Annotated in this window: 24 protein-coding genes and 1 pseudogene; 11 read left to right on the plus strand and 14 right to left on the minus strand. The window is 55.1% G+C overall.

Going from position 1 to position 20,520, the window contains the following annotated elements; genetic code table 11:
- From ACZRJQ_RS07210 to ACZRJQ_RS07225, 4 genes are all read right to left on the minus strand, one after another.
- Nucleotides 1-603 (minus strand): helix-turn-helix domain-containing protein (locus ACZRJQ_RS07210; RefSeq protein ID WP_463977684.1); only part of this gene is annotated, 603 nt, incomplete at its 3' end.
- A 79-nt stretch (nucleotides 604-682) separates the two neighbouring features.
- Nucleotides 683-850 (minus strand): DUF7683 domain-containing protein, encoded by a 168-nt coding sequence (locus tag ACZRJQ_RS07215; protein WP_463977685.1) that lies wholly within the window; start codon nucleotides 848-850, stop codon nucleotides 683-685.
- 170 nt (nucleotides 851-1,020) lie between these two features.
- Complete coding sequence (locus ACZRJQ_RS07220) at nucleotides 1,021-1,260, minus strand: pyocin S6 family toxin immunity protein (RefSeq protein WP_463977686.1); 240 nt, start codon at nucleotides 1,258-1,260, stop codon at nucleotides 1,021-1,023.
- A 12-nt stretch (nucleotides 1,261-1,272) separates the two neighbouring features.
- On the minus strand, nucleotides 1,273-2,403 hold the full coding sequence (locus ACZRJQ_RS07225; RefSeq protein ID WP_463977687.1) for a colicin E3/pyocin S6 family cytotoxin: 1,131 nt from the start codon (nucleotides 2,401-2,403) through the stop codon (nucleotides 1,273-1,275).
- A gap of 443 nt (nucleotides 2,404-2,846) precedes the next feature.
- On the opposite strand from ACZRJQ_RS07225, the gene ACZRJQ_RS07230 reads away from it, so the two are divergent.
- On the plus strand, nucleotides 2,847-3,347 hold the full coding sequence (locus ACZRJQ_RS07230) for a DUF4142 domain-containing protein (RefSeq protein ID WP_463977688.1): 501 nt from the start codon (nucleotides 2,847-2,849) through the stop codon (nucleotides 3,345-3,347).
- Nucleotides 3,348-3,465: 118 nt separating this feature from the next.
- Here ACZRJQ_RS07230 and ACZRJQ_RS07235 read toward each other — a convergent pair whose 3' ends face one another.
- The 3 genes from ACZRJQ_RS07235 to ACZRJQ_RS07245 form a co-directional block, all read right to left on the minus strand.
- Nucleotides 3,466-3,762: a DUF6388 family protein gene (locus ACZRJQ_RS07235; protein WP_463977689.1), complete on the minus strand. Its 297-nt coding sequence runs from the start codon at nucleotides 3,760-3,762 to the stop codon at nucleotides 3,466-3,468.
- Nucleotides 3,763-3,867: 105 nt separating this feature from the next.
- Complete coding sequence (locus ACZRJQ_RS07240) at nucleotides 3,868-5,070, minus strand: MFS transporter (protein WP_463977690.1); 1,203 nt, start codon at nucleotides 5,068-5,070, stop codon at nucleotides 3,868-3,870.
- A gap of 180 nt (nucleotides 5,071-5,250) precedes the next feature.
- The gene (locus ACZRJQ_RS07245) at nucleotides 5,251-5,571 is read right to left on the minus strand and encodes an ElaB/YgaM/YqjD family protein (protein WP_463977691.1); all 321 of its coding nucleotides are present in this window, start codon (nucleotides 5,569-5,571) and stop codon (nucleotides 5,251-5,253) included.
- A 177-nt stretch (nucleotides 5,572-5,748) separates the two neighbouring features.
- Between ACZRJQ_RS07245 and ACZRJQ_RS07250 the strand changes: the two genes are divergently transcribed.
- A complete protein-coding gene (locus ACZRJQ_RS07250; RefSeq protein WP_463977692.1) occupies nucleotides 5,749-6,003 on the plus strand; it encodes a hypothetical protein in 255 nt (84 codons plus the stop codon).
- A gap of 3 nt (nucleotides 6,004-6,006) precedes the next feature.
- On the opposite strand, the gene ACZRJQ_RS07255 is transcribed toward ACZRJQ_RS07250, so the two are convergent.
- Together ACZRJQ_RS07255 and ACZRJQ_RS07260 are read right to left on the minus strand one after the other, a co-directional pair.
- Nucleotides 6,007-6,489, minus strand: a complete 483-nt coding sequence (locus tag ACZRJQ_RS07255) for a GreA/GreB family elongation factor (RefSeq protein WP_463977693.1) — start codon at nucleotides 6,487-6,489, stop codon at nucleotides 6,007-6,009.
- 24 nt (nucleotides 6,490-6,513) lie between these two features.
- Nucleotides 6,514-6,915, minus strand: a complete 402-nt coding sequence (locus tag ACZRJQ_RS07260) for a hypothetical protein (protein WP_463977694.1) — start codon at nucleotides 6,913-6,915, stop codon at nucleotides 6,514-6,516.
- 132 nt (nucleotides 6,916-7,047) lie between these two features.
- Here ACZRJQ_RS07260 and earP point away from each other — a divergent pair, with 132 nt between their 5' ends.
- The 3 genes from earP (at nucleotide 7,048) to ACZRJQ_RS07275 (ending at nucleotide 9,699) form a co-directional block, all read left to right on the plus strand.
- The gene (gene earP, locus ACZRJQ_RS07265) at nucleotides 7,048-8,181 is read left to right on the plus strand and encodes an elongation factor P maturation arginine rhamnosyltransferase EarP (RefSeq protein ID WP_463977695.1); all 1,134 of its coding nucleotides are present in this window, start codon (nucleotides 7,048-7,050) and stop codon (nucleotides 8,179-8,181) included.
- Nucleotides 8,182-8,230: 49 nt separating this feature from the next.
- On the plus strand, nucleotides 8,231-8,803 hold the full coding sequence (locus ACZRJQ_RS07270; RefSeq protein ID WP_463977696.1) for an elongation factor P: 573 nt from the start codon (nucleotides 8,231-8,233) through the stop codon (nucleotides 8,801-8,803).
- 143 nt (nucleotides 8,804-8,946) lie between these two features.
- Nucleotides 8,947-9,699 carry a sulfite exporter TauE/SafE family protein gene (locus ACZRJQ_RS07275; RefSeq protein ID WP_463977989.1) on the plus strand — a complete coding sequence of 251 codons (753 nt, stop codon included), beginning with the start codon at nucleotides 8,947-8,949 and terminating at the stop codon, nucleotides 9,697-9,699.
- On the opposite strand, the gene ACZRJQ_RS07280 is transcribed toward ACZRJQ_RS07275, so the two are convergent.
- The gene (locus ACZRJQ_RS07280; protein WP_463977697.1) at nucleotides 9,689-10,546 is read right to left on the minus strand and encodes a LysR substrate-binding domain-containing protein; all 858 of its coding nucleotides are present in this window, start codon (nucleotides 10,544-10,546) and stop codon (nucleotides 9,689-9,691) included. The genes ACZRJQ_RS07275 and ACZRJQ_RS07280 overlap by 11 nt on opposite strands.
- Before the next feature lie 96 nt (nucleotides 10,547-10,642).
- On the opposite strand from ACZRJQ_RS07280, the gene ACZRJQ_RS07285 reads away from it, so the two are divergent.
- Nucleotides 10,643-10,864: a DUF1127 domain-containing protein gene (locus ACZRJQ_RS07285; protein ID WP_463977698.1), complete on the plus strand. Its 222-nt coding sequence runs from the start codon at nucleotides 10,643-10,645 to the stop codon at nucleotides 10,862-10,864.
- 90 nt (nucleotides 10,865-10,954) lie between these two features.
- Here ACZRJQ_RS07285 and ACZRJQ_RS07290 read toward each other — a convergent pair whose 3' ends face one another.
- Nucleotides 10,955-12,301 (minus strand): class II 3-deoxy-7-phosphoheptulonate synthase, encoded by a 1,347-nt coding sequence (locus ACZRJQ_RS07290; protein ID WP_463977699.1) that lies wholly within the window; start codon nucleotides 12,299-12,301, stop codon nucleotides 10,955-10,957.
- A 159-nt stretch (nucleotides 12,302-12,460) separates the two neighbouring features.
- On the opposite strand from ACZRJQ_RS07290, the gene ACZRJQ_RS07295 reads away from it, so the two are divergent.
- Together ACZRJQ_RS07295 and ACZRJQ_RS07300 are read left to right on the plus strand one after the other, a co-directional pair.
- Nucleotides 12,461-13,216 (plus strand): spermidine synthase, encoded by a 756-nt coding sequence (locus ACZRJQ_RS07295; RefSeq protein WP_463977700.1) that lies wholly within the window; start codon nucleotides 12,461-12,463, stop codon nucleotides 13,214-13,216.
- A gap of 338 nt (nucleotides 13,217-13,554) precedes the next feature.
- A pseudogene (locus ACZRJQ_RS07300) lies at nucleotides 13,555-15,259 on the plus strand (DEAD/DEAH box helicase).
- A gap of 118 nt (nucleotides 15,260-15,377) precedes the next feature.
- Here ACZRJQ_RS07300 and ACZRJQ_RS07305 read toward each other — a convergent pair.
- Nucleotides 15,378-16,145 carry a DODA-type extradiol aromatic ring-opening family dioxygenase gene (locus tag ACZRJQ_RS07305; RefSeq protein WP_463977701.1) on the minus strand — a complete coding sequence of 256 codons (768 nt, stop codon included), beginning with the start codon at nucleotides 16,143-16,145 and terminating at the stop codon, nucleotides 15,378-15,380.
- A gap of 100 nt (nucleotides 16,146-16,245) precedes the next feature.
- Here ACZRJQ_RS07305 and ACZRJQ_RS07310 point away from each other — a divergent pair, with 100 nt between their 5' ends.
- Complete coding sequence (locus ACZRJQ_RS07310) at nucleotides 16,246-16,902, plus strand: thiopurine S-methyltransferase (RefSeq protein ID WP_463977702.1); 657 nt, start codon at nucleotides 16,246-16,248, stop codon at nucleotides 16,900-16,902.
- Nucleotides 16,903-16,957: 55 nt separating this feature from the next.
- On the opposite strand, the gene htpX is transcribed toward ACZRJQ_RS07310, so the two are convergent.
- Both htpX and ACZRJQ_RS07320 read right to left on the minus strand, forming a co-directional pair.
- Complete coding sequence (gene htpX, locus ACZRJQ_RS07315) at nucleotides 16,958-17,845, minus strand: protease HtpX (RefSeq protein ID WP_463977703.1); 888 nt, start codon at nucleotides 17,843-17,845, stop codon at nucleotides 16,958-16,960.
- Nucleotides 17,846-18,157: 312 nt separating this feature from the next.
- Nucleotides 18,158-19,369 (minus strand): pyridoxal phosphate-dependent aminotransferase, encoded by a 1,212-nt coding sequence (locus ACZRJQ_RS07320; protein WP_463977704.1) that lies wholly within the window; start codon nucleotides 19,367-19,369, stop codon nucleotides 18,158-18,160.
- Between the two features lie 223 nt (nucleotides 19,370-19,592).
- Here ACZRJQ_RS07320 and msrB point away from each other — a divergent pair, with 223 nt between their 5' ends.
- Together msrB and ACZRJQ_RS07330 are read left to right on the plus strand one after the other, a co-directional pair.
- Nucleotides 19,593-19,988 carry a peptide-methionine (R)-S-oxide reductase MsrB gene (gene msrB, locus ACZRJQ_RS07325; RefSeq protein WP_463977705.1) on the plus strand — a complete coding sequence of 132 codons (396 nt, stop codon included), beginning with the start codon at nucleotides 19,593-19,595 and terminating at the stop codon, nucleotides 19,986-19,988.
- Nucleotides 19,989-20,011: 23 nt separating this feature from the next.
- On the plus strand, nucleotides 20,012-20,497 hold the full coding sequence (locus ACZRJQ_RS07330) for a glutathione peroxidase (protein ID WP_463977706.1): 486 nt from the start codon (nucleotides 20,012-20,014) through the stop codon (nucleotides 20,495-20,497).
- Nucleotides 20,498-20,520: the final 23 nt, after the last annotated feature.

Consider the following 20,520-nt stretch of genomic DNA (forward strand, 5'->3'; position numbering starts at 1 on the left):
ATAGAGCTTGGTAAGCGCGACTTTGCTGTAAGTATCAACGAAGGTCTGCTGATAAATACGGCCTACGCCTTTCATGGTGCCGACGTAAAACGTGTCCTGGGAGCCAAGACAGCCTGGATGGGCCGTTTCGATTTCGCCGCAGGCGATATCGTCATCGCGCTTTTTCTCCAGAGCAACGACCTGGGCTTCTGTCAGGACAGCACCCGTAGTGGCAACGTGCTTTTCCAGCGCACGAAGACGCTGTTTGAAGTTCGCCAGTTCATGGCGCAGCCAGATTGAACGCACGCCTGAAGGGCTGACGAATGTGCCACGCTTACGCAGTTCATTGCTGACACGGACTTGGCCGTGGGCGGGTTGTTCAATGGCGTAATCCAGTACGCGTTGTTCAACAGCCTCATCGACACGGTTTTTCAGGTTTGGTTTTCTGCGATCTTTTTGCAGCAGGGCTTCGACTCCACCGATCGCCTTGGCTTCCTGGTAGCGATAGAAGGTGTCTCGCGACACGCCCATGATTTTGCAGGCCTGTGAAACGTTACCGAGTTCCTCGGCCAGGTTCAACAAGCCCAACTTGTGCTTAACAATCGGTTGATTTACAAGATTCATGCGGGGCTACTCCTCTTGGGTTGGTGATTGCTCGCACAACCATCAAACCCGGTAGCCCCGTTCTTTTTCAAGAGGGGTGTCAGATCAAGTCGGGACTTCTACAGCTAAGGTTGTAGCCCTCATCACCTCGCTGTGGAGATGACCCGTTCATGATTTTGGCTAGTTGGGCTTCGCAGTCATCTGGCAGAACAACTTCAAAATCTAGAAATTCGTTCTCTTTATCGAATGCTTCGACGATAAATTTCATGGTTCTTAACTGAGTCCTGCTTGTAGTGGTCAATTAATCCCTAACTGCAAAGCTCCAAGCAGTAAATCAGGCCACTGTTGATGGGGGGTCGAGTGCCGCCATAACGTCTACGGCCTGATCTTGCCTCCCCATTGGTACATCTCCTAGGCATGTCCAGTAAGTGAAAGGTATTAAGCTCGTACACCGATAAACATATCTAATGTCATTGGCAGTTGTTCATTTATGGCTGAGGATATTTTGCGAACTTGCTCATCGGTCAAAGGCAGCTCGCCATCGCATTCGGCAGCTAAATTTTCCCAGCCTAGAATATCCATTACTGCTTTTTCAAACTCAGGTTGCACGTCTAGTTCAAATTTGATTGAGCTATCTTCGCTGTCATCTGCAAGAAATCCTGTGATTTCTAAGAACATGTGTTTCTCCATTTACTTTGGTGTTGTTCGGCCTGGCTTTGGAGTCTTAGTCATCTCGCCAGTGTCGGGATCGAACTCGCCTAAGTGTTTACCTTGTTTGTCATATATTTCAACGGCTCCATGCTGGCTATCCCACTCGTAAATCTTGCCTTTTTTGTCTTTCCAGCGGCTCCGCTTTTTACCGCCCCCTTGAACGCTAGATTTAGGGGTATCTCGTACTGCATCGGGGAAAGCCGTTAATCCTTTTGGTGCTGGGTGATAGCTGTGGTCTCCACCAAACGGCTTCGCATACACGATATACAGCGACTTTAGGCCAGTTTCTGCCGGGAAGACCAGAATACAGTCGTCGGTTGTAATGTCGTCGCCGGGAAGGCCTTCTAGCTGGCTGTCCGTGCTCCCCGGGATCGGGTGTACGAGGATAGTGCCCAGTTGCTTGCCGCTTTCGTCGGGGTAAGTCAGTGGAGGCATGCCTGAAGAGCTGTGTGGTGGCGTCCAAAGGATGGTGATCCCATTTAGCTCAGCCTCCATAGCAGTCTTGGTTGCGTTCCACTTCACTTGCACGATGCGTACTGAGTCATCACCTGACGTGCCGGTGTGAATGCCGTAAATCTGTAGTACGCCTTCGGCATCACGTCGGAACTGAAAGCGCACCCGTGTAGTGGCCTTGCTCATGCTGCGCAGTTGTTCGTCAGTATGGAGTGTACCGTCGCCCATTTTGGTGGGGAGCATGGCCATTATAAAAGCGCTAACCGGTCCTCCCGCGCCACGTATTGCCCACGTCATACGCTTTTGCATGATGCCGCCGCCAGCAATACGGGCTAGTCCGGCATCAGCGCCGATGGCCATTGCAATTGCATCTGACGCAGAAGGCAAAAGCATGGAGGCAACGACCATGATGTTGCCAAAGTTGGAGGCGGGCTCGATGGCCGTTCCTGCATCCGTGCTGCACCAGTTTTCAGAGACGCAGGACTTGGCGAAGACCAGGTCTGCGCGTTCCTTGGGGGATGGCCATTCATCTTTTGGAATGTACACAGGCTCGGGTACAGAGGGCTTGGTCCACGCTGCGAATGAAGCTCCACCGTTTGGGCGATTTTGAGTCCAGAGTGAGTCTGTAAAAGGCTCGTCCTTATCGTCCTTCTTCATGCGAAGTCCCTGTATGAGTCCATATAAACCGAGAAGGTTGCCGCCCAATATCGGCTCGGGTCAATGTGACTTGGTAACTGGGGATTTCAGCGCGGGGGTGCTCTTTAGGGGATTTGACGTGCCTCAGCTCCGATAGGCGCCGTAGCCCCTTACTTTGCCTGCGGACTAAATCATTTCTTTACGGCTGCAAGCAGGTGGCGAAGCTTGTTCCCGGAGCAATGGCGTTCTGAAACGAGAACAGCAAGGGGTAGCGGTTGTTAATGCAGGCGCCTTTATGAGTCGCGACACAGCCGGAGAAGAGGCCATTCAAATTGCGCAAACGCTGATTTGGTAGCCAATGCAGGCAACCGCTCGTCAGTCTTTCCCCCTTTTTCTAAACCTTTATCATTTCGGGCCTTCTGATTTTGTGCAGGGAATAAACCTGCCTTTTTCAGGAGGACGTTATGAACACCCCGATTGCCCCTAAGCGTTTTTTTGGCGGGTGTGCTTTTGTTTTGGCAGTGCTCATGGCGGGCGCTGCTGTGGCCGATAGCTCCGCTGACTTTGTGGATGAGGCGTCTGCGGCAGGGATTGCAGAGATTGAAACCAGTCGTCTGGCGATTGGTAAAACGTCTTCGACGGACATCGAAAGTCATGCCGTCGAGATGATTAAAGATCACACCGATGCCAATCGCGACCTCAAGGAGATCGCGCAAAAGTTGGGGTTAGCGGTTGCTGCTCAAGAAGAAATCCTCAGCAAAGCCAAACAAATGATGCTTGAAGTGCAAGAAGGCGATTCCTTTGATACGGCTTATGCCGCCAATGAAGTGAAGGTGCATGAGCAGGCAATTGCTCTGTTTAAACAGCAGGCGAGCCAATCTGAGTCGCCAGAGCTGAAGGCATTTGCAGAGAAGTACCTGCCCAAACTTGAGATGCACCTACAGATGGCCAAGAAGTTGGTATAGGCTCATCACAAAGGTGATGAAGGTGTCTTGTTGCAGTAGTCACGAGTATGGGGTGCTTGCGATATCAGTGGTGTAACGGCTGGGTTTCAATCGTCACACCGCTTTTGAGAAGCAACGCTTAAACAACGATGTCGTTGAACCCGCAGTACTCTTCCCAGCTCATGTCCAGGGCTTCGGCGACTTCCTGATGGACTTCCAGGCGCATGGCTTTGAGTTCTTCGGGGGAGCGGGCGATCAGTTCCAGTGCCAATTCCCATGCCTCGAGGCCTCGGCTTTGAGCCTCATCTTCAAAGGCCCACAAAATCTGTTGTTGGCGGTCTTCGGCGCTCAGTTCTTTCATTTCTTCGAGCAGGTGAGGGTGCGCCTTGATGAAGGTATCCAGGGCCAGTTCGTTTCGGGATTCTTTAGGGATCATACGGCGTCTCGGATCGTTAGGACGGCCAGCAGGGGCGGGCCGTCGTCAGGGCGTTTCTCGCATGCTAGCGAGTTAGCCAAGTGATGAAAAGCGCCAGATAATCGGTTAGCCGACAGGTAGCCGTTTGCTGTCACGTTGCAGGGCAAAGGCCCACACCGCCAAGGTCAATGTCGCAATCACTGCGCCGACAATGACGATGCCGTCCCAGCCATAAACCGGGTACGTTTGTGCGCCCACTAAAGAGCCTAAAGCCCCACCTATGAAATAGCAGGTGATATACCCGGCGTTCAGGCGATTGCGAGCAGCCGGGCGGACTTGAAATACAGCGTTTTGATTGCTGACGTGGACCAGTTGCACAGCAAAATCCAGGGCCAGTACTGCGATCAACAAGGCGATTAATGAGTGCCCGGCGAATGTCATTGGCAGCCAGCACGCCAGCAGCACAAGCAAGCCAACGGTGGTTGCCATTTGACCTTTGCCGCGATCAGCCATGCGTCCGGCCCAGTTCGCTGCCACCGCGCCGACGGCGCCAGCCAGGCCAAACAGTCCGATGACGGCATCTGAATAGCTGTAGGGTGGCACGGCCAGTAAAAAGGCCAGCGGTGTCCAGAACAAGGCAAATAACGAGAAGGTCAGCAGGCCCAGAATCGAGCGCAAACGCAGTACGGGCTCCTCTATAAACAGTTTGAACACAGACCCCAGTAACTTCGGGTAGCTCAGGCCTGCACTGTGGTGATGGTTGGGCAGGGCGAAATACAGAGCGATGGCGCTGATAAGCATCAGCGCTGCTGCCAGGAGATAAATGGTTCGCCAGTCACCCGCAGACGACAACGCGCCAGCGACCGTGCGGGCCAGCAAAATGCCCAGCAGTAAACCGCTCATTAATGTCCCGACTACGCGGCCTCGGCTTTGTGGGTCGGTGAGGCTTGCCGCCATTGGAACCAGCACTTGAGCCGACACCGAAAATAACCCGGTCATGGCCGTGCCCAACAAAAGCCACGTCAATGAAGGCGCAAAAGCACTTAGCAACAACCCCAGAGCGCTGAGCACAGTCATGGTGACGATTAATCGGCGTTGTTCAAACATGTCGCCCAAGGGCACCAGCAACAGTAGCCCGGCGCCATAGCTCAGTTGCGCGGTAATCACTACCGTGCCCGCGCTGCTCATGCTCAAGCCCAGTTGCTGGGCGATGGTATGCAGCAAGGGTTGGGCGTAATAGTTGCTGGCAACGGCCAGGCCGGTGGCGGTAGCCATCAGTAGGATCAGGGCAGTACTTAAAGGCTTGTGTACAGCGGTGGAGGCGGACATTGACTGTCTCATTGGCATAAGGAATGCCGCGAAGTATCAGGAATGCTTGCGCCGTATGTCACTGAATATGTCGGCGATTTTAATTTTTAAACAACAAAGCCTCTTGCCGCGACAGCAAGAGGCTTTGCGTGTAGCCAGGCTCTGTATTCAGTGATTTGAATGCAGAGACCTAAAGCGCGACTAGTTGCGACGACCCAGCAACAGGCCAACCACTAAGCCGAAGCCTGCGGATATAGCAACGGTCTGCCAAGGGTGGCCGCCAATGTAATTCTCGGTCGCATCGACCACAGGCTTGCTGCGCTCACGCACGTTATTGACTGAGTCCAGCGCTTGCTTAAGCTTGAGGCCGACCTGTGCACGCAGGGTTTCGCCTTCTTCGCCGATCAGTGACGCGCTGTCTTTAAGCAGCTTGTCAGATTCGGCAATCAGCTCTTGCAGCTCGCTGAACGCTTGATCCTTGATTTGATCTTCAGCAGCTTGTACGGCGTTTTTTCGAGCCATTGTGGTACTCCTTGCAGGTGAAAGGATGATGAGTAATGGAGTCAACCCCATGCTAAAAAGTTGCATCTATTTTTGTGCGAACTGTGGGTCTGGGGTAAGAGCGTAGTTAAAAACCAGACTGAGGCACTTCTTTCTAAGGTGTAAGATGTCACCCAAATTACGCCGCAGGAAAATCTCATGAGCTTCAATCTCGCCAATAGGCCCCTCGCTGAGCGTGCTGCGCTTGAAGATGAAAAGTCCCGCCTGTTTGACCTTTGGCAGAGCAACTTGGGCAAGGCCAAGGGCGATGCGGCGCGCTTGTTTGGAGAGCGCGCCAAGCGTAAGGGCAAGTGGGCAGAGTGGGTGCGCTCCGAGCTGGACGCCATGTCGCCACCGGAATACGCCAACATGGTGCGCAGTGAAGTTAACCGGCTGATGGCTGCTGCCAAATAGCGGTTACTTAACCTCGCAGACGGTAAAGCCCTGCACCACTGCGCCGACATTGATCATCACTTCATCATCTTGCTGCTTGCCCAGCAGAGCCGCGCCCAGTGGTGAGCGCGCCGTAATGACCGTTACGGCTTGTGCGTCGAGACTGAGTTTTAGCCCGGCGCCATCCGGGGCCAAAAATAGCCACTGCTCACCACCGTTTTCGGCCTCCAGGTGAATCAAGTCGCCGACCTGAATGCCCAACGCAGCGTTGAACGCTCCAAGGGTCATTGCCTGGCAGCTTTTGAGTGCCTGACGAATCTCTTCCACTCGGCGTGCTTGCCCTGTCGCCAGATAAGACGCCTCCAAACCCAGGGTGTCGTACTTGTTCTCGGCGACGTTTTCTTCGTGGGTGGCGGCTTCGTACGCGGTTTGTGCGGCGCGCTGGAGTACATCAAGGTCGATTTTGAGCTTTTCCAGCATGAGGTGGTAAACGGCGGTCTTGTTCATAAGTCTTGGCTAATCAGCGTCGGGTTAGTTACAGAAGCGCAGCACATTGGCGCGGCTTTTGTCGGTGGGCGCGTTCTGGTCTTGCTGTAGCCAGAATTGACACGTTGGGTTGGACAAGTTGCGATAGCTGCTGCGTGCGTGTTCCAGTCGCTGTTGTTGCTCGTTCTGATACAGGTTTTGCTGGTACTGCTCAAACATCACGTTGGTGGGCGCTGTGGGTTGCTCTGCGGTTTGGGAGGGTGCCAGTGGTTGCAAAATGGTGGCCAGAGGCGCGAACGGGGCAGGGCCGACAACGCGATAGACCAGCCAGAGCGTTAGCGCAATGGCGACAAATCCCAGCCACAATCCCAGAGCAATAGAGCCCATTAATGTCAGCGGGTTGAGTGCAACAGACAACCGGCGGCGGATGATTGGACGAGCGGGCATGGCAACCTCCTGGCATACACGGGGTGGGGCGCGGCGATTGTCGCACGCATGTGCGCAAGATTAATCCGCCTTAACTCTTCTGTGCGCGTTGATTTATGCGGACAATCAGCCCTTTGAATGTTGGAGCCCGGAATGAAAGCCTCCTGGGATATTTTTTGCAGTGTGGTCGATAACTACGGCGACATTGGTGTGACTTGGCGTTTGGCTCGCCAATTGGTGGCTGAACATCAGGTGTCTGTAAGGTTGTGGGTGGATGACTTGCAAGCCTTTGTGCCGCTGTGCCCTGAGGCTGATGGTAGTGCTGAGCAGCAATGGCAGCAGGGTGTTGAGGTGCGTCAGTGGCCCAAAACGTGGGTGCCTGTAGAGGTTGCAGGCGTGGTCATCGAAGCTTTTGCATGCAAGCTGCCAGACGCCTATTTGCAGGCGATGAAGGCGCGTGAAAAACCTGCCTTGTGGATCAATCTTGAGTACTTGAGCGCTGAAGACTGGGTCAGTGGTTGTCATGGTTTGCCTTCGATGCGGCCTGACGGTCTGAAGCGGATGTTCTTTTTTCCAGGTTTTGATGCGGGTACAGGCGGCTTATTACGCGAAGCAGATTTGTTGACGCGCCGTCAGGCTTTTCAGGCAAGCCCGCAGGCACGGCGCAAATTCTTGCAAGAACTTGGGGTTTTTCCGGCAGACAATGCGCGGCTTATTTCAGTGTTCGCCTATGAAAACCAAGGTTTGGCCAGTTGGCTAGATGCAATGGCCGCGGGCAGCGTGCCTACTCATCTACTGGTGCCGCAAGGGCGAGTGATGGGTGACTTGCAGCGCTGGCTGGGGGTGGAGGCGCTGGCGCTGGGGGCTGTTGAGCAGCGGGGTGCGCTGACGGTTCAGGCCTTGCCGTTTGTCCGCCAAGAAGATTACGACCGTGTGTTGTGGAGCTGCGACTTCAATGCGGTGCGCGGCGAAGACTCATTTGTGCGTGCGCAATGGGCTGGGCGTCCGCTGCTGTGGCACATCTACCAGCAAGAAGAAGACGCGCACTGGATCAAACTCAATGCGTTTCTGGACGTGTATGTCAAAGGCCTTTCGCCGCCTGCTGCCAAGGCTTATACCGAGCTGTGGAAAGCCTGGAATGCGGGCACAGAAATGGGCGTTTGCTGGAATTCACTGCTTGAGCACTGGCCCGAGATCACGGCTTATGCTGAACGATGGTGCCTAGAACAGTCATTGCAAGCCGATCTTGCGCAAGCGCTGGTACTGTTTTACCGAAATTGGCTATGATACGCGGCCTAGATTTTTGTAAATCTCAATCCAAATTCGGATACTCGCAATGAAAACTGGTAAAGAGCTTAAACCCGGCACAGTCATCAAGCTCGAAAACGACCCTTGGTTGGTTCAGAAAGCTGAATTCACCAAGTCCGGTCGTAACAGCGCAATCATGAAGACCAAGCTGAAAAACCTGCTGACTGGCTACAAAACTGAAATCGTTTACAGCGCTGACGACAAGCTCGAAGACGTGATTCTGGATCGTAAAGAAGCGACTCTGTCCTTCATCAGCGGCGACACCTACACGTTCATGGACACCACTGACTACACCATGTACGAGCTGAACGCTGAAGACATCGAAGCTGTTCTGCCGTTCATCGAAGAAGGCATGACCGACGTTTGCGAAGCTGTGTTCTTCGAGGACCGTCTGGTTTCCGTAGAGCTGCCGACCACTATCGTGCGTCAGGTTGACTACACCGAAGGTTCCGCTCGCGGCGACACTTCGGGCAAGGTGATGAAGCCTGCCAAACTGAAAAACGGTACCGAGCTGAGCGTTGCAGATTTCGTTGAAATCGGCGACTGGATCGAGATCGACACCCGTGAAGGTGGCTCCTACAAGGGCCGCGCCAAGGTTTAAACCTTGCGTTAACCGCACGATGAAAAAAGCCCGACGCCCGCGTCGGGTTTTTTTTGCCATCAAAATGCCCCCGCAGGTGCGGTTTTGAGCTTTGCGGCTGCTAGATGACTGGGTAGCATGGCGACACACAATGAGGGGCAATGATGCTGATCGATTTTGCAATGTACACAGCGCTTGGCATCGTTTTAGGGGCTTTGGGCGGTTTGTTTGGCATCGGTGGTGGCCTGATCGCGATCCCGGTGCTGGGTTTGTGGCTTGGTCTTGATCAGCAGTTGGCACAAGGCACGGCGTTGGTGATGTCTGTGCCTAATGTGTTTGTGGCCTTGTATCGCTATAACCAGCGCAACCGCATCGATATGCGCCAGGCCTTGCCGTTGGTGCTGATGAGTTTTTGTTTTGCGTGGCTCGGGGCAATGCTGGCCGTTGGTTTGTCTGCGAGCAGTATTCGCCGAGGTTTTGTCTGCTTTTTATTGGTTGTCACCCTTTACAACGTAATCAAGCTCTACGGCTCGCCTGCACAGCCAGTAACAGGCTCACGCTATGGCTGGCCGTGGTTTGGGGTGTTGGGCGCTGTGGCGGGTACTACGGGCGGTTTGTTCGGGGTAGGTGGCGCCGTGGTGGCCGCCCCGGTGCTGACCAGTGTGTTTGGGACTTCGCAGGTCGTGGCGCAGGGCATGTCGCTGGCGTTAGCGGCGCCGAGCACCAGCGTTACCTTGCTGACCTACGCGGTGCATGGCGAGGTTGACTGGCTGATGGGTGTGCCAATGGCCATTGGTGGTTTGCTGAGCATCAGTTGGGGCGTCAAAGTTGCTCATGCTTTGCCCGAGCGTGTGTTGCGTGGCTTGTATTGCGGCTTTTTACTGACGTGCGCGGGTCTGTTGGCAATCAAGGCTTGAAGCCATCAACGATGTATTGAGCAAAGCACTCGATGATCGGAGAGGGCGTGGTAGTGGGTTTGCGCAGCAGCACAATACTGGCCGAGGGCAACTGAGGCAGGTGCTCGGCTTCGCCGATAATCCGTAGGTCTGGCGTTAGCAGGCTTTCAAGTTGGGCCGTCACTGCGAGCCCAGTACTGACCACTGCGTTGATGGCGGCCAGGCTGGCGCTGGTGTAGGCCACCCGGTAGTCGCGCTGCATGGCATCCAGCGCATTGCAGGCCCAAACCCGGCAAAAGCATTCGGTATTAAACATTGCCAGCGGCAGAGGCGTTTGCTCGTGGGGTGAGAAGCCGTGGGCGACCATCCACACAAAGCGCTCCTGGCGCAGGATTTGCCCCCTTTCGCTGCCTGGTTTACGAGTGACGATGGTTAAGTCCAGATCGTTACGCAGCAGCAGTTGCGCGGATGGTTCGCAATGAACCTCAACATTGATCAGCGGATAATCTTGGGCAAAGCGCGACAAAATGCCTGGCAAAAAGCGCATCACGTAATCATCCGGCGAGCCGATCTTGATCGTGCCCACCATCTGCGGCTGGCGCAGTGTGTTGAATACCTCGCTGTGCAGCTTGAGGATGCGCCGTGCATAACCCAATAGCACCTGACCCTCAGCGGTCAGGCTGACACTGCGGCCCTCACGCTGGAATAAGGCGCATTGCAGCACGTCTTCTTCCAGTCGTTTCATTTGCATGCTGACCGCTGACTGTGTGCGATTGACGGCTTCAGCGGCGCGGGTAAATCCACCGTGGTCAGCGATCGCTACGAAGGTGCGCAGCAGGTCGGTATCGATACTGGGGAAGTCAGCCATTCATCAATCTCTCAGATGTATCGCATAAGAAACATTCGTTGGATTGATCGTATGCCGAAGTTGAGACTTGAGCCATTCCTAACGAGGGCTTGAGCGATGAAAGGTCAAAAAGGTTTTGTAGGCGTAACTCAGCCCGCCCGTCATACGTCTTGGATAAAACAAGGGGTGGCGCGATTGATGCGTTGGCATGAGTTGTCGCAAGAGCGCGCACTGTTGAGGCAAATCAGTGATGCAGCGCTGAAGGATCTAGGCTTGAGCCGGGCAGACATTGAAATCGAAAGTCACCGCGCTTTTTGGGATGACCCGTTTAACAAGTAAGGCTTGGCCACGACTCCGTGGGAATCGCTGAAGGCTGTGATCTGTGGGTCTCAAATGATCGCAGCCTTCGGTAACTCTCACGGGTTTACGTCAGCGTTTAACTTGTTTCATCGTTTCGGCAATCAAAAACGCCAGCTCAAGAGATTGATCGGCGTTCATGCGCGGGTCGCAGTGGGTGTGGTAGCGATCTGACAGGCCGTCTTCAGTAATAGGCCTTGCCCCGCCAATGCACTCGGTGACGTTTTGGCCGGTCATCTCGATATGAATCCCGCCGGCGTAACTGCCTTCGGCTTCATGCACTTGGAAGAACTGTTTCACCTCGCCCAGAATCTGCGCAAAGTCGCGGGTCTTGTAGCCGCTGCTGGCCTTGATGGTGTTGGCGTGCATTGGATCGCAACTCCAGAGCACTTGCTTGCCTTCGCCTTCCACGGCGCGAATCAATTGTGGCAGGTGATCACCCACTTTATTGGCGCCCATACGCACAATCAGGTTAAGGCGGCCAGGGTCGTTGTCAGGGTTGAGGATGTCGATCAGGCGGATCAACTCTTCAGTGTTCATGCTTGGTCCGACTTTGACCCCGATGGGGTTGTTCACCCCGCGCAAGAACTCGACATGAGCGCCGTCAAGCTGGCGCGTGCGGTCGCCAATCCACAGCATGTGGGCCGAGCAATCGTAGTAATCGTTGGTCAGGCTGTCGCGTCGCACGAAGGCTTCTTCGTAGTTCAGCAGCAACGCCTCGTGGGCGGTAAAAAAGCTGGTTTCACGCAGTTGCGGCGAGCTGTCCATACCGCAGGCGCGCATAAACGCCAATGTTTCGTCAATGCGAGTGGCCAGTTGGCTGTATTTTTCAGCCAGCGCGGAGTTGGCGATGAAGTCCAGGTTCCACTTGTGAACCTGATGCAAGTCAGCAAAGCCGCCTTGGGCAAAAGCGCGCAGCAGGTTCAGGGTGGCGGTGGACTGGTGATACGACTGCAATAGGCGTTCGGGGTCTGGCACGCGGCTTTTTTCGTCGAAGCCGATACCGTTGACGATATCGCCACGATAGGCAGGCAAGGTCACGCCGTTGATCGTTTCATCGTTGGCTGAGCGCGGCTTGGCGAATTGCCCGGCCATACGCCCCACCTTGACCACCGGGCAGCCCGCCGCAAAAGTCATGACAATGGCCATTTGCAGCAGCACCTTGAAGGTGTCGCGAATTTTGGCCGCCGAAAACTCAGCAAAGCTTTCGGCACAGTCGCCGCCCTGCAACAGAAACGCTCGGCCTTGGGTGACTTCGGCGAACTGGCGGCGCAGCTCGCGGGCTTCGCCGGCAAAGACCAGAGGTGGATAACTGGCCAAGCTTTGTTCCACTCGCAGCAAATGGGCTGCATCGGGGTAGTGAGGTTGCTGCTGGATAGGCAAGGCACGCCAGCTGTCCGGGCTCCAGGGTTGGCTCATCGCAGACTCTAATATTGAGGGGGATGGCGCATGGTAGCAGCAATTAGTACGTGACCTGCTGCGCTGCAATGGCCGACAATCGCGCTTTTCTGCTCGGCGGCGAGTGGTTGGTTTTTAGTGCGATAGCCGGGTAGAGCCGGGTCGCAGCAAGGAGAGGAAATGTCTGAGGAGCGCGTGGAGCGTCTGCTCGCTGAAGTCCATGATGACTTCGGCATGATTCGAGTGCTGGAGGTCGAAGACTACCGCTTTCTCGAATTTGGCGATGCGATCGAGCAAAGTTGTGTGTTCACCGCTGATCCCAGCTGGCTGGAGTACGACTACACCCGAGCCATGCTGATCGGTGCGTTGTGCCACTCAACGCCTGAAAGTGCCTTGTTTTTGGGTTTGGGGGCCGGAACCCTGACTCAGGCATGCCTCAAGTTTTTACCGCTTGATGATGTTGAGGCTATTGAGCTGCGCCCCGATGTGCCTCGTTTGGCGATTGAGTATCTGGGGCTGGACGACGACCCGAGGCTGTATATCCGCATTGGCGATGCCCTTGAGCTGCTCGAAACGGCAGAGTCGGCGGACCTTGTGTTCGTTGACCTCTATAACGACCTTGGGCCTGCCTCGGGCCATCTGGCCTGGAGCTTTCTTGAAAATTGCCAAAAAAAGCTCAACCCCAACGGGTGGTTGATCATCAATCAATGGGCCACGGACGATGGCAAACCATTGGGTGCCGCCTTGCTGCGAGGGCTGTACCACCGCCATTACTGGGAGCTGCCCGTGAAGGAGGGCAACGTGATCTTGATGGTGCCCGCCGATCTCGATCAAACCCTTGATATTGAAGAGCTGACAGCCCGTGCCCAAGCCCTTGCGCCCCGGCTGGGCTATTCGCTGGACTCGTTGATCAAGGTGATTCGGCCTGCCACCTGAAGCCAAATGATGAATCGTTTTAGCGTTCGGGCCACAGCGGGCGGGCGTTAAACCTTTTTTTGCCGCTATAAATATCCTCAAAGCCCAGCCTGCAGAGGCGTACAGGCGTATTTGTCTTAAAAAAGCGCTTCTTTTTTCTGAGAAATCCGGTATAGTGCGCGCCGGCCTTTAGCCGGGCCACGTTTAGGTGTCGCATTTCCCGAAGCACGCTTCGGCTGCTCGTCCGTTTCGCGGACAACCCTGAACGCTCCATTCATTTAAACGTTTTCGCAAATCCCCGCCGACAAAGCTGCCAGGGCGACTCTTGAGTCTTAACACGGCATGCGCAGCTTTGGAGCATGGGTCTTTGCGGATGCACTCAGAGGCAGACCCATGACCCAGGAAATCGGCGGCTTCGCCGCTCTTGAACTCCATCCTAATATCGTTGCAGCAGTAGTCGCTACTGGCTATGAAGAGCCTTCGGCTATTCAACAGCAATCGATTCCGATCATCTTAGCCGGTCACGACATGATTGGTCAGGCGCAAACCGGTACGGGTAAAACCGCCGCTTTCGCACTGCCAATTCTGCACCGCATTGATCCGTCCAAGCGCGAGCCGCAAGCTCTGATCCTGGCCCCAACTCGTGAGTTGGCGCTACAAGTTGCAACCGCTTTCGAAACCTACGCCAAGCAAATGCCGGGCGTAACTGTTGTGGCTGTCTACGGCGGCGCGCCGATGGGCCCACAATTGAAAGCAATCCGTAATGGCGCACAGATCGTTGTCGCCACTCCGGGCCGTCTGTGCGACCACCTGCGTCGCGACGAAAAAGTACTGGCTACCGTGAACCACTTGGTTCTCGACGAAGCTGATGAAATGCTCAAACTGGGCTTCATGGACGACCTGGAAGTTATCTTCAAGGCCATGCCGGAAACCCGCCAGACCGTATTGTTCTCGGCGACCTTGCCGCAATCGATCCGTGCCATCGCTGAGCGCCACCTGCGCGATCCGAAGCACGTAAAGATTCAGACCAAGACTCAGACCGTTACCGCGATCGAACAGGCTCACCTGTTGGTTCACGCTGACCAGAAGACCTCGGCTGTATTGAGCCTGCTGGAAGTCGAAGATTTCGACGCCCTGATCATGTTCGTGCGTACCAAGCAAGCGACCCTGGATCTGGCAAGTGCCCTGGAAGCCAAAGGCTATAAAGCTGCTGCGCTGAACGGTGACATTGCTCAGAACCAACGTGAGCGTGTAATCGAATCCCTCAAGGATGGCCGTCTGGACATCGTTGTGGCGACCGACGTTGCTGCTCGTGGTCTTGACGTTCCACGTATCACCCACGTATTCAACGTTGACATGCCTTACGATCCAGAGTCCTACGTTCACCGTATCGGCCGTACTGGCCGTGCAGGTCGCGAAGGTCGTGCGCTGTTGCTGGTAACGCCTCGCGAGCGCCGCATGCTGCAAGTCATTGAGCGTGTAACGGGTCAAAAGGTAGCTGAAGTCCGCCTGCCGGATGCTCAAGCTGTTCTCGATGCTCGCATCAAGAAGTTGACCAACAGCCTGACGCCGCTGGTTGCTGACGCTGAATCGACTCACGGTGATCTGCTGGATCGCCTGATTGCCGATATCGGTTGCAGCCCACGTGCATTGGCCGCTGCTCTGTTGCGCAAAGCGACCAATGGTCAGGCACTGACGCTGGCTGCTATCGAGCGTGACCGCCCACTGGTGCCGAACAGCGCACCGCGTGAGCGTTCCGAGCGTAGCGGTGACCGTCCTGAGCGTGGTGATCGCGAGCGTCGTGCTCCGGTTCCATTGGCTGAAGGCCGTGCTCGTTGCCGTACCGCGCTGGGTGCGCGTGATGGTATCGCTGCCAAAAACCTGCTGGGCGCTATCCTCAACGAGGGTGGTCTGGCACGTGAAGCAATCGGTCGCATTCAGGTGCGTGATAGCTTCAGCTTGGTAGAACTGCCGGAAGATGGCCTGGAAAAACTGCTGGCCAAGCTGAAAGATACCCGCGTTGCCGGTAAGCAGCTTAAGCTGCGCCGCTACCGCGAAGATTAATCACTGTTGCAGTGATTAATCTCTAAAAAAATCCCCGACTGGTTCGGGGATTTTTTTTGCCTGAAATTCGGCGTGTGATCGTGAGCGTATTCATGCCATCAGAAGAATGCGCGAGGCGTTAGTCAAACCGATAGATGTCCATGCCCAGTGCGCCCATCGTCCAGCCCGCATGGGCGATGCTGAATTTGCCCCCCGCGCCACGGGCGAAATACAACGGCAGCAGGTGTTCGTCGCTTGGGTGGCTACGCACGGCAAAGGGGGCTTGTTGGCGGTAAGCGTGCAATGCTGTTTCGTCATAGGTGGCGAGCTTTTCAATCATCCAGTCGCGAAAGGCTTTGGCCCAAGGCTCTACGCTTTCTGGGCTGGCCTGCCAGTCCAGTTCGCGCAGGTTGTGGGTGATGCTCCCGGAGCCGATAAGCAAGATACCCTCGCTGCGCAAAGCCGACAGCGCACGGCCAACCTGAGTCTGGCGTAAAGGGCCGAGGTGGCTGGGAATCGAGACTTGCACAACCGGGATGTCGGCCGCAGGGTACATCAGCGACAGGGGCACCCAAGCGCCGTGGTCAAAAGGCCGTTCGGCGTTGAATTGCGCCGCTAAGCCATTGGTAGCCAGTTGCTCAACAATGCGAGCTGCCAAGGCGGGGTCGCCGGGTGCGGGGTATTGCACGGCGAATAGCGAGGGCGGAAAACCACCAAAGTCGTGCCAAGTGTCCGGATTGGGGTGGCTGGTGACCATCAATTCAGGGCTTTCCCAGTGCGCGGATACCACGATGATCGCTTTTGGACGTGGCAGCTCTTCGGCCAAGCGCCTGAGCGCCGGGCCGCTGGCGCCGGGTTCGAGCGCCAGCATGGGGGAGCCGTGAGAAATAAACAGGCTAGGCAGCATGAGCAGGGTCCTCAAGGTTAAGATGACCCATCTTCAACTCGGCATTGATCTAAATCCAATATAAGTTTTAGTGCTTACCTATCGAATTTAAAGGTGAATCATGCAGCCCGAATTTTGGCACGACCGTTGGGAACGTAACCAGATTGGTTTTCACCTCGAAGAGGTCAACCCTTATCTGCAACGCTGGTGGCCTGAGCTTGGGGTGGCGCAGGGCGGGCGCGTGCTGGTGCCTTTGTGTGGGAAAAGCCTGGATGTAAGCTGGCTAGCGTCTCAGGGCTATGAGGTGCTGGGTGTTGAGCTGTCTCAGGCGGCCGTGGAGGCTTTTTTTCGCGAACACAACATTGAGCCTCAAGTGAGTCAGTGCGAAGGCTTCAAGGTGTATGAGGCCGGGCCAGTGACATTGATGTGTGGCGACTTTTTTGCGCTGGCTGCGACTGATGTGGCGACGTGTGCGGGGTTGTATGACCGTGCTGCAATGATTGCATTACCGTCAGAAATGCGTGAAGCGTACGCGCAGCATTTGACGCGCATAGTGCCCCAAGGCTGCAAAGGCTTGCTGATCACACTCGATTACAACCAGTCCGAGATGGATGGCCCCCCATTTTCTGTGCCTCATGAGCAGGTGCAGCAATTGCTGGGAGCTGACTGGCGTTTGGATATTGTGGAGCAGCCGGACATCCTCGGCAAAAGCTGGAAGTTCCTCAAAGGCGGTGCCACTCGATTGGTGGAGCGAGCTTACCGCCTGCAAAAGCTCTAAGAGATGCAGGTATGAAAAAGGGCGACCTCAGTCGCCCTTTTTGAGTGCCGTGTGATTAACCGCGACGGCGCAATGCATCAATGCGTTCTTCCAGTGGAGGATGGCTCATGAACATGCGTGCCAAGCCTTGTTTGAGGCCGCCATTAATGCCAAAGGCTGCCAAGGTGTCGGGCATGTGCACCGGCAGGCCTTGCTCAGAGCGCAGGCGCTGGAGGGCGCCAATCATGGCCGCAGTGCCCGCAAGCTGTGCGCCTGCTTCGTCAGCCCGGAACTCACGTTTGCGCGAGAACCACATCACGATCGCGCTGGCCAGGAAGCCCAAAACCAGTTCGGCAAAGATGGTTGCCACGTAGTAAGCAATACCGCGGCCCTCATCGTTCTTGAACACCACCTTATCGACAAAGTTGCCGATGATGCGGGCAAAGAACATCACAAAGGTGTTCACCACGCCTTGTACCAGCGCCAAGGTCACCATGTCGCCATTGGCAACGTGACCGATTTCGTGAGCCAGTACGGCTTTTACTTCGTCGGGCGAGAAACGTTCAAGCAAGCCCTGACTCACCGCCACCAAAGCATCGTTCTTGTTCCAGCCAGTGGCAAAAGCGTTAGCCTCGTAGGCTGGAAAAATGCCCACTTCAGGCATTTTTATCCCGGCTTCGCGGGACAGTTGCTCAACGGTTTGCATCAACCATTGTTCGTGGCGGGTACGAGGTTGAGTAATCACTTGGGTGCTTGTGCTCATTTTCGCCATCCATTTGGATATGAATAGCGAGAACAAAGACCCTGCGAAACCAAAGACTGCACAGAACACCAACAGCTGACTGAGGTTCAGATCAACCCCGTTGGCCGCCATGAACCCGTTAAAGCCAAACAGGCTCAGGGTGATGCTGGCAATCAGCACGACCGCCAGGTTAGTGGCCAAAAACAGCAAGATGCGCATCATGGTTGTATGAATCTCCTCGTCTTGGGGATGTTGCCGTATGCGGGTATATAAGGTGCTAGATCAGGCTATTCAACCGGGTGACTATTTCAAACTGTGTCCTACAGGCTGATTCTAGTCGTAAGCGTGATTTTTCCTAAAAGAAATGACTGATTTATTTGTCAGGAAGTTCAACGAGAAGCCAGCAGATAAAGGGGGTTAGCGTTTTTTAAGTATTTTTGAAGCGCCGCATGTGCACAGAAAGCGGCGAGTGAAGAATGTTTCATTTGACACATGCTGTGCGACTTTTCATACGTCGCACAGCATCCAGAGAAATTACTGGCGATAGGATTTCAGGAAGTTACCGATACGCCCGATGGCCATGTCCAACTCGTCGACGCGGGGCAGGGTCACAACCCGGAAGTGATCAGGCCAAGGCCAATTGAACGCTGTGCCCTGAACAACCAGAAGCTTTTCCGAGAGCAGCAAGTCCAGAACAAATTTTTCGTCGTTGAGGATTGGGCAAACTTTTGGGTCGATACGCGGGAAGGCATACAGCGCGCCCATCGGCTTGACGCAGCTGACGCCGGGGATGTCGTTAAGCAGCTCCCACGTGCGGTTGCGTTGTTCGAGCAAACGCCCGTTCGGCAACACCAGGTCATTGATACTTTGGTAGCCGCCTAGCGCGGTCTGGATGGCGTGTTGGCTCGGCACGTTGGCACACAGGCGCATATTGGCCAACATGTCGATGCCTTCAATGTAGCTTTGAGCGTTGTGTTTGGGGCCGGAAATAGCGATCCAGCCAGAGCGGAAACCCGCAACCCGGTAGGATTTTGACAAGCCGTTGAAGGTCAGGCACAGCAGGTCAGGGGCCAGAGATGCCGTGCAGACGTGCACGGCATCATCGTAGAGGATCTTGTCGTAGATCTCGTCCGAGAACACCACCAGATTATGCTGGCGCGCCAGTTCGAGCATGCCCAGCAGCACCTCTTTGGAGTACACCGCGCCCGTTGGGTTGTTCGGGTTGATGATGACCATTGCTTTGGTGTTTGGCGTGATTTTGGCCTTGATGTCGGCCAGATCCGGGAACCAGTTAGCCTGCTCGTCGCACAGGTAGTGCACCGGGTGGCCGCCTGCCAACGTAACTGCTGCGGTCCACAGCGGATAGTCCGGTGCTGGCACCAACACTTCGTCGCCATTGTTGAGCAGGGCCTGCAGCGACATTACGATCAGCTCGGAAACGCCGTTACCCAAGTAGATGTCTTCGATGCCGACACCTTCGACCTGTTTTTGCTGGTAGTACTGCATCACTGCTTTACGAGCACTGAACAGGCCTTTGGAGTCGCTATAGCCTTGCGCGGTCGGCAGATTGCGGATCACGTCCTGAAGGATTTCGTCCGGCGCTTCAAAACCAAAAGGCGCCGGGTTGCCGATATTCAGCTTGAGGATGCGATGACCTTCCTCTTCCAGACGTTTGGCGTGCTTGAGCACTGGGCCGCGAATGTCATAACAGACGTTGGCGAGCTTGTTTGATTTGCTGACCTGCATGGCGATGTGATCCCGAAAATGAACGATCCAGACAAGGGTTTGAACGCCTGCACTGGGAAATTCTGCGTTTTCACGCAGTGGCGAACTCCGCCTGGCTTCAATAATCCGTTTGAATGCAGATAAAGCGGGTGCCAGACTGGCGCATAACGAGGCGCAATCATACGTGCCGCCCGACCCACGGAAAAGCCACCGGTCGGGGTTTTTCAGTGACAGAGGCCCAACCATGCAAAAGTTGAACAAAACCCTGGACGAATGGAAGGCAATGCTCGATCCAGAGCAATACAACGTGTGCCGCCTCAAAGGCACCGAAAGACCGTTTTCGGGCAAGTACAACGGCACTAAAACCGACGGGGTCTATCACTGCATTTGCTGCAATGAACCGCTGTTTGATTCAAAGGCAAAATTTGACTCGGGATGCGGTTGGCCCAGTTTTTACGAGCCAATTGGCGACAGTGCCATGACCGAGATTCGGGATGTGAGCCACGGCATGATTCGTACCGAAGTGGTGTGCGCCAAGTGTGATGCGCATCTGGGCCATGTATTCCCGGATGGCCCACCGCCTACAGGGCTGCGTTATTGCATTAACTCGGTGTGCCTGGATCTGGTGCCCCGCAACTAATCTTGCATTTTCGAGGCTGCGTCATGACTGACAACCTGCTCAATATTCCCTGCACCACCTTGAACGGCGAGCAAAAAACGTTGGCTGACTACGCGGGCAAGGCAGTGCTGGTGGTCAATACCGCCAGCAAGTGCGGGTTTACGCCACAGTACAAAGGGCTTGAGGCGCTGTGGCAGCAGTACAGAGATCAGGGTCTGGTGATTTTGGGGTTTCCGTGTAATCAGTTCGGTCAGCAAGAGCCGGGCGACGAAGCGGCTATTTCCGATTTTTGCGAGCTGAACTTCGGCGTGACGTTTCCATTGTTCAAGAAGGTTGAAGTCAATGGCAGCAACGCCCACCCGCTGTTTGTTCAGTTAAAAAAACGTGCGCCGGGGTTGTTGGGTTCTCAAGGAATCAAGTGGAACTTCACCAAGTTCTTGATTGGCCGGGACGGGCAAAGCGTCAAGCGTTATGCACCTGCCACCAAGCCTGAGGCGCTCAAGAGTGCCATAGAGGCCTTGCTGGTTTAAAACCCCGAAATGTATCGTGCCCG

Source organism: Pseudomonas sp. E315 (genome assembly GCF_055406205.1).

Bases quoted from the DNA above. Each gene is read 5' to 3' on its own strand.
- ACZRJQ_RS07215 (WP_463977685.1), bottom strand. From the start codon at position 850: ATGAAATTTATCGTCGAAGCATTCGATAAAGAGAACGAATTTCTAGAT.
- ACZRJQ_RS07220 (WP_463977686.1), bottom strand. From the start codon at position 1,260: ATGTTCTTAGAAATCACAGGATTTCTTGCAGATGACAGCGAAGATAGC.
- ACZRJQ_RS07225 (WP_463977687.1), bottom strand. From the start codon at position 2,403: ATGAAGAAGGACGATAAGGACGAGCCTTTTACAGACTCACTCTGGACT.
- ACZRJQ_RS07230 (WP_463977688.1), top strand. From the start codon at position 2,847: ATGAACACCCCGATTGCCCCTAAGCGTTTTTTTGGCGGGTGTGCTTTT.
- ACZRJQ_RS07235 (WP_463977689.1), bottom strand. From the start codon at position 3,762: ATGATCCCTAAAGAATCCCGAAACGAACTGGCCCTGGATACCTTCATC.
- ACZRJQ_RS07240 (WP_463977690.1), bottom strand. From the start codon at position 5,070: ATGTCCGCCTCCACCGCTGTACACAAGCCTTTAAGTACTGCCCTGATC.
- ACZRJQ_RS07245 (WP_463977691.1), bottom strand. From the start codon at position 5,571: ATGGCTCGAAAAAACGCCGTACAAGCTGCTGAAGATCAAATCAAGGAT.
- ACZRJQ_RS07250 (WP_463977692.1), top strand. From the start codon at position 5,749: ATGAGCTTCAATCTCGCCAATAGGCCCCTCGCTGAGCGTGCTGCGCTT.
- ACZRJQ_RS07255 (WP_463977693.1), bottom strand. From the start codon at position 6,489: ATGAACAAGACCGCCGTTTACCACCTCATGCTGGAAAAGCTCAAAATC.
- ACZRJQ_RS07260 (WP_463977694.1), bottom strand. From the start codon at position 6,915: ATGCCCGCTCGTCCAATCATCCGCCGCCGGTTGTCTGTTGCACTCAAC.
- earP (WP_463977695.1), top strand. From the start codon at position 7,048: ATGAAAGCCTCCTGGGATATTTTTTGCAGTGTGGTCGATAACTACGGC.
- ACZRJQ_RS07270 (WP_463977696.1), top strand. From the start codon at position 8,231: ATGAAAACTGGTAAAGAGCTTAAACCCGGCACAGTCATCAAGCTCGAA.
- ACZRJQ_RS07275 (WP_463977989.1), top strand. From the start codon at position 8,947: ATGCTGATCGATTTTGCAATGTACACAGCGCTTGGCATCGTTTTAGGG.
- ACZRJQ_RS07280 (WP_463977697.1), bottom strand. From the start codon at position 10,546: ATGGCTGACTTCCCCAGTATCGATACCGACCTGCTGCGCACCTTCGTA.
- ACZRJQ_RS07285 (WP_463977698.1), top strand. From the start codon at position 10,643: ATGAAAGGTCAAAAAGGTTTTGTAGGCGTAACTCAGCCCGCCCGTCAT.
- ACZRJQ_RS07290 (WP_463977699.1), bottom strand. From the start codon at position 12,301: ATGAGCCAACCCTGGAGCCCGGACAGCTGGCGTGCCTTGCCTATCCAG.
- ACZRJQ_RS07295 (WP_463977700.1), top strand. From the start codon at position 12,461: ATGTCTGAGGAGCGCGTGGAGCGTCTGCTCGCTGAAGTCCATGATGAC.
- ACZRJQ_RS07305 (WP_463977701.1), bottom strand. From the start codon at position 16,145: ATGCTGCCTAGCCTGTTTATTTCTCACGGCTCCCCCATGCTGGCGCTC.
- ACZRJQ_RS07310 (WP_463977702.1), top strand. From the start codon at position 16,246: ATGCAGCCCGAATTTTGGCACGACCGTTGGGAACGTAACCAGATTGGT.
- htpX (WP_463977703.1), bottom strand. From the start codon at position 17,845: ATGATGCGCATCTTGCTGTTTTTGGCCACTAACCTGGCGGTCGTGCTG.
- ACZRJQ_RS07320 (WP_463977704.1), bottom strand. From the start codon at position 19,369: ATGCAGGTCAGCAAATCAAACAAGCTCGCCAACGTCTGTTATGACATT.
- msrB (WP_463977705.1), top strand. From the start codon at position 19,593: ATGCAAAAGTTGAACAAAACCCTGGACGAATGGAAGGCAATGCTCGAT.
- ACZRJQ_RS07330 (WP_463977706.1), top strand. From the start codon at position 20,012: ATGACTGACAACCTGCTCAATATTCCCTGCACCACCTTGAACGGCGAG.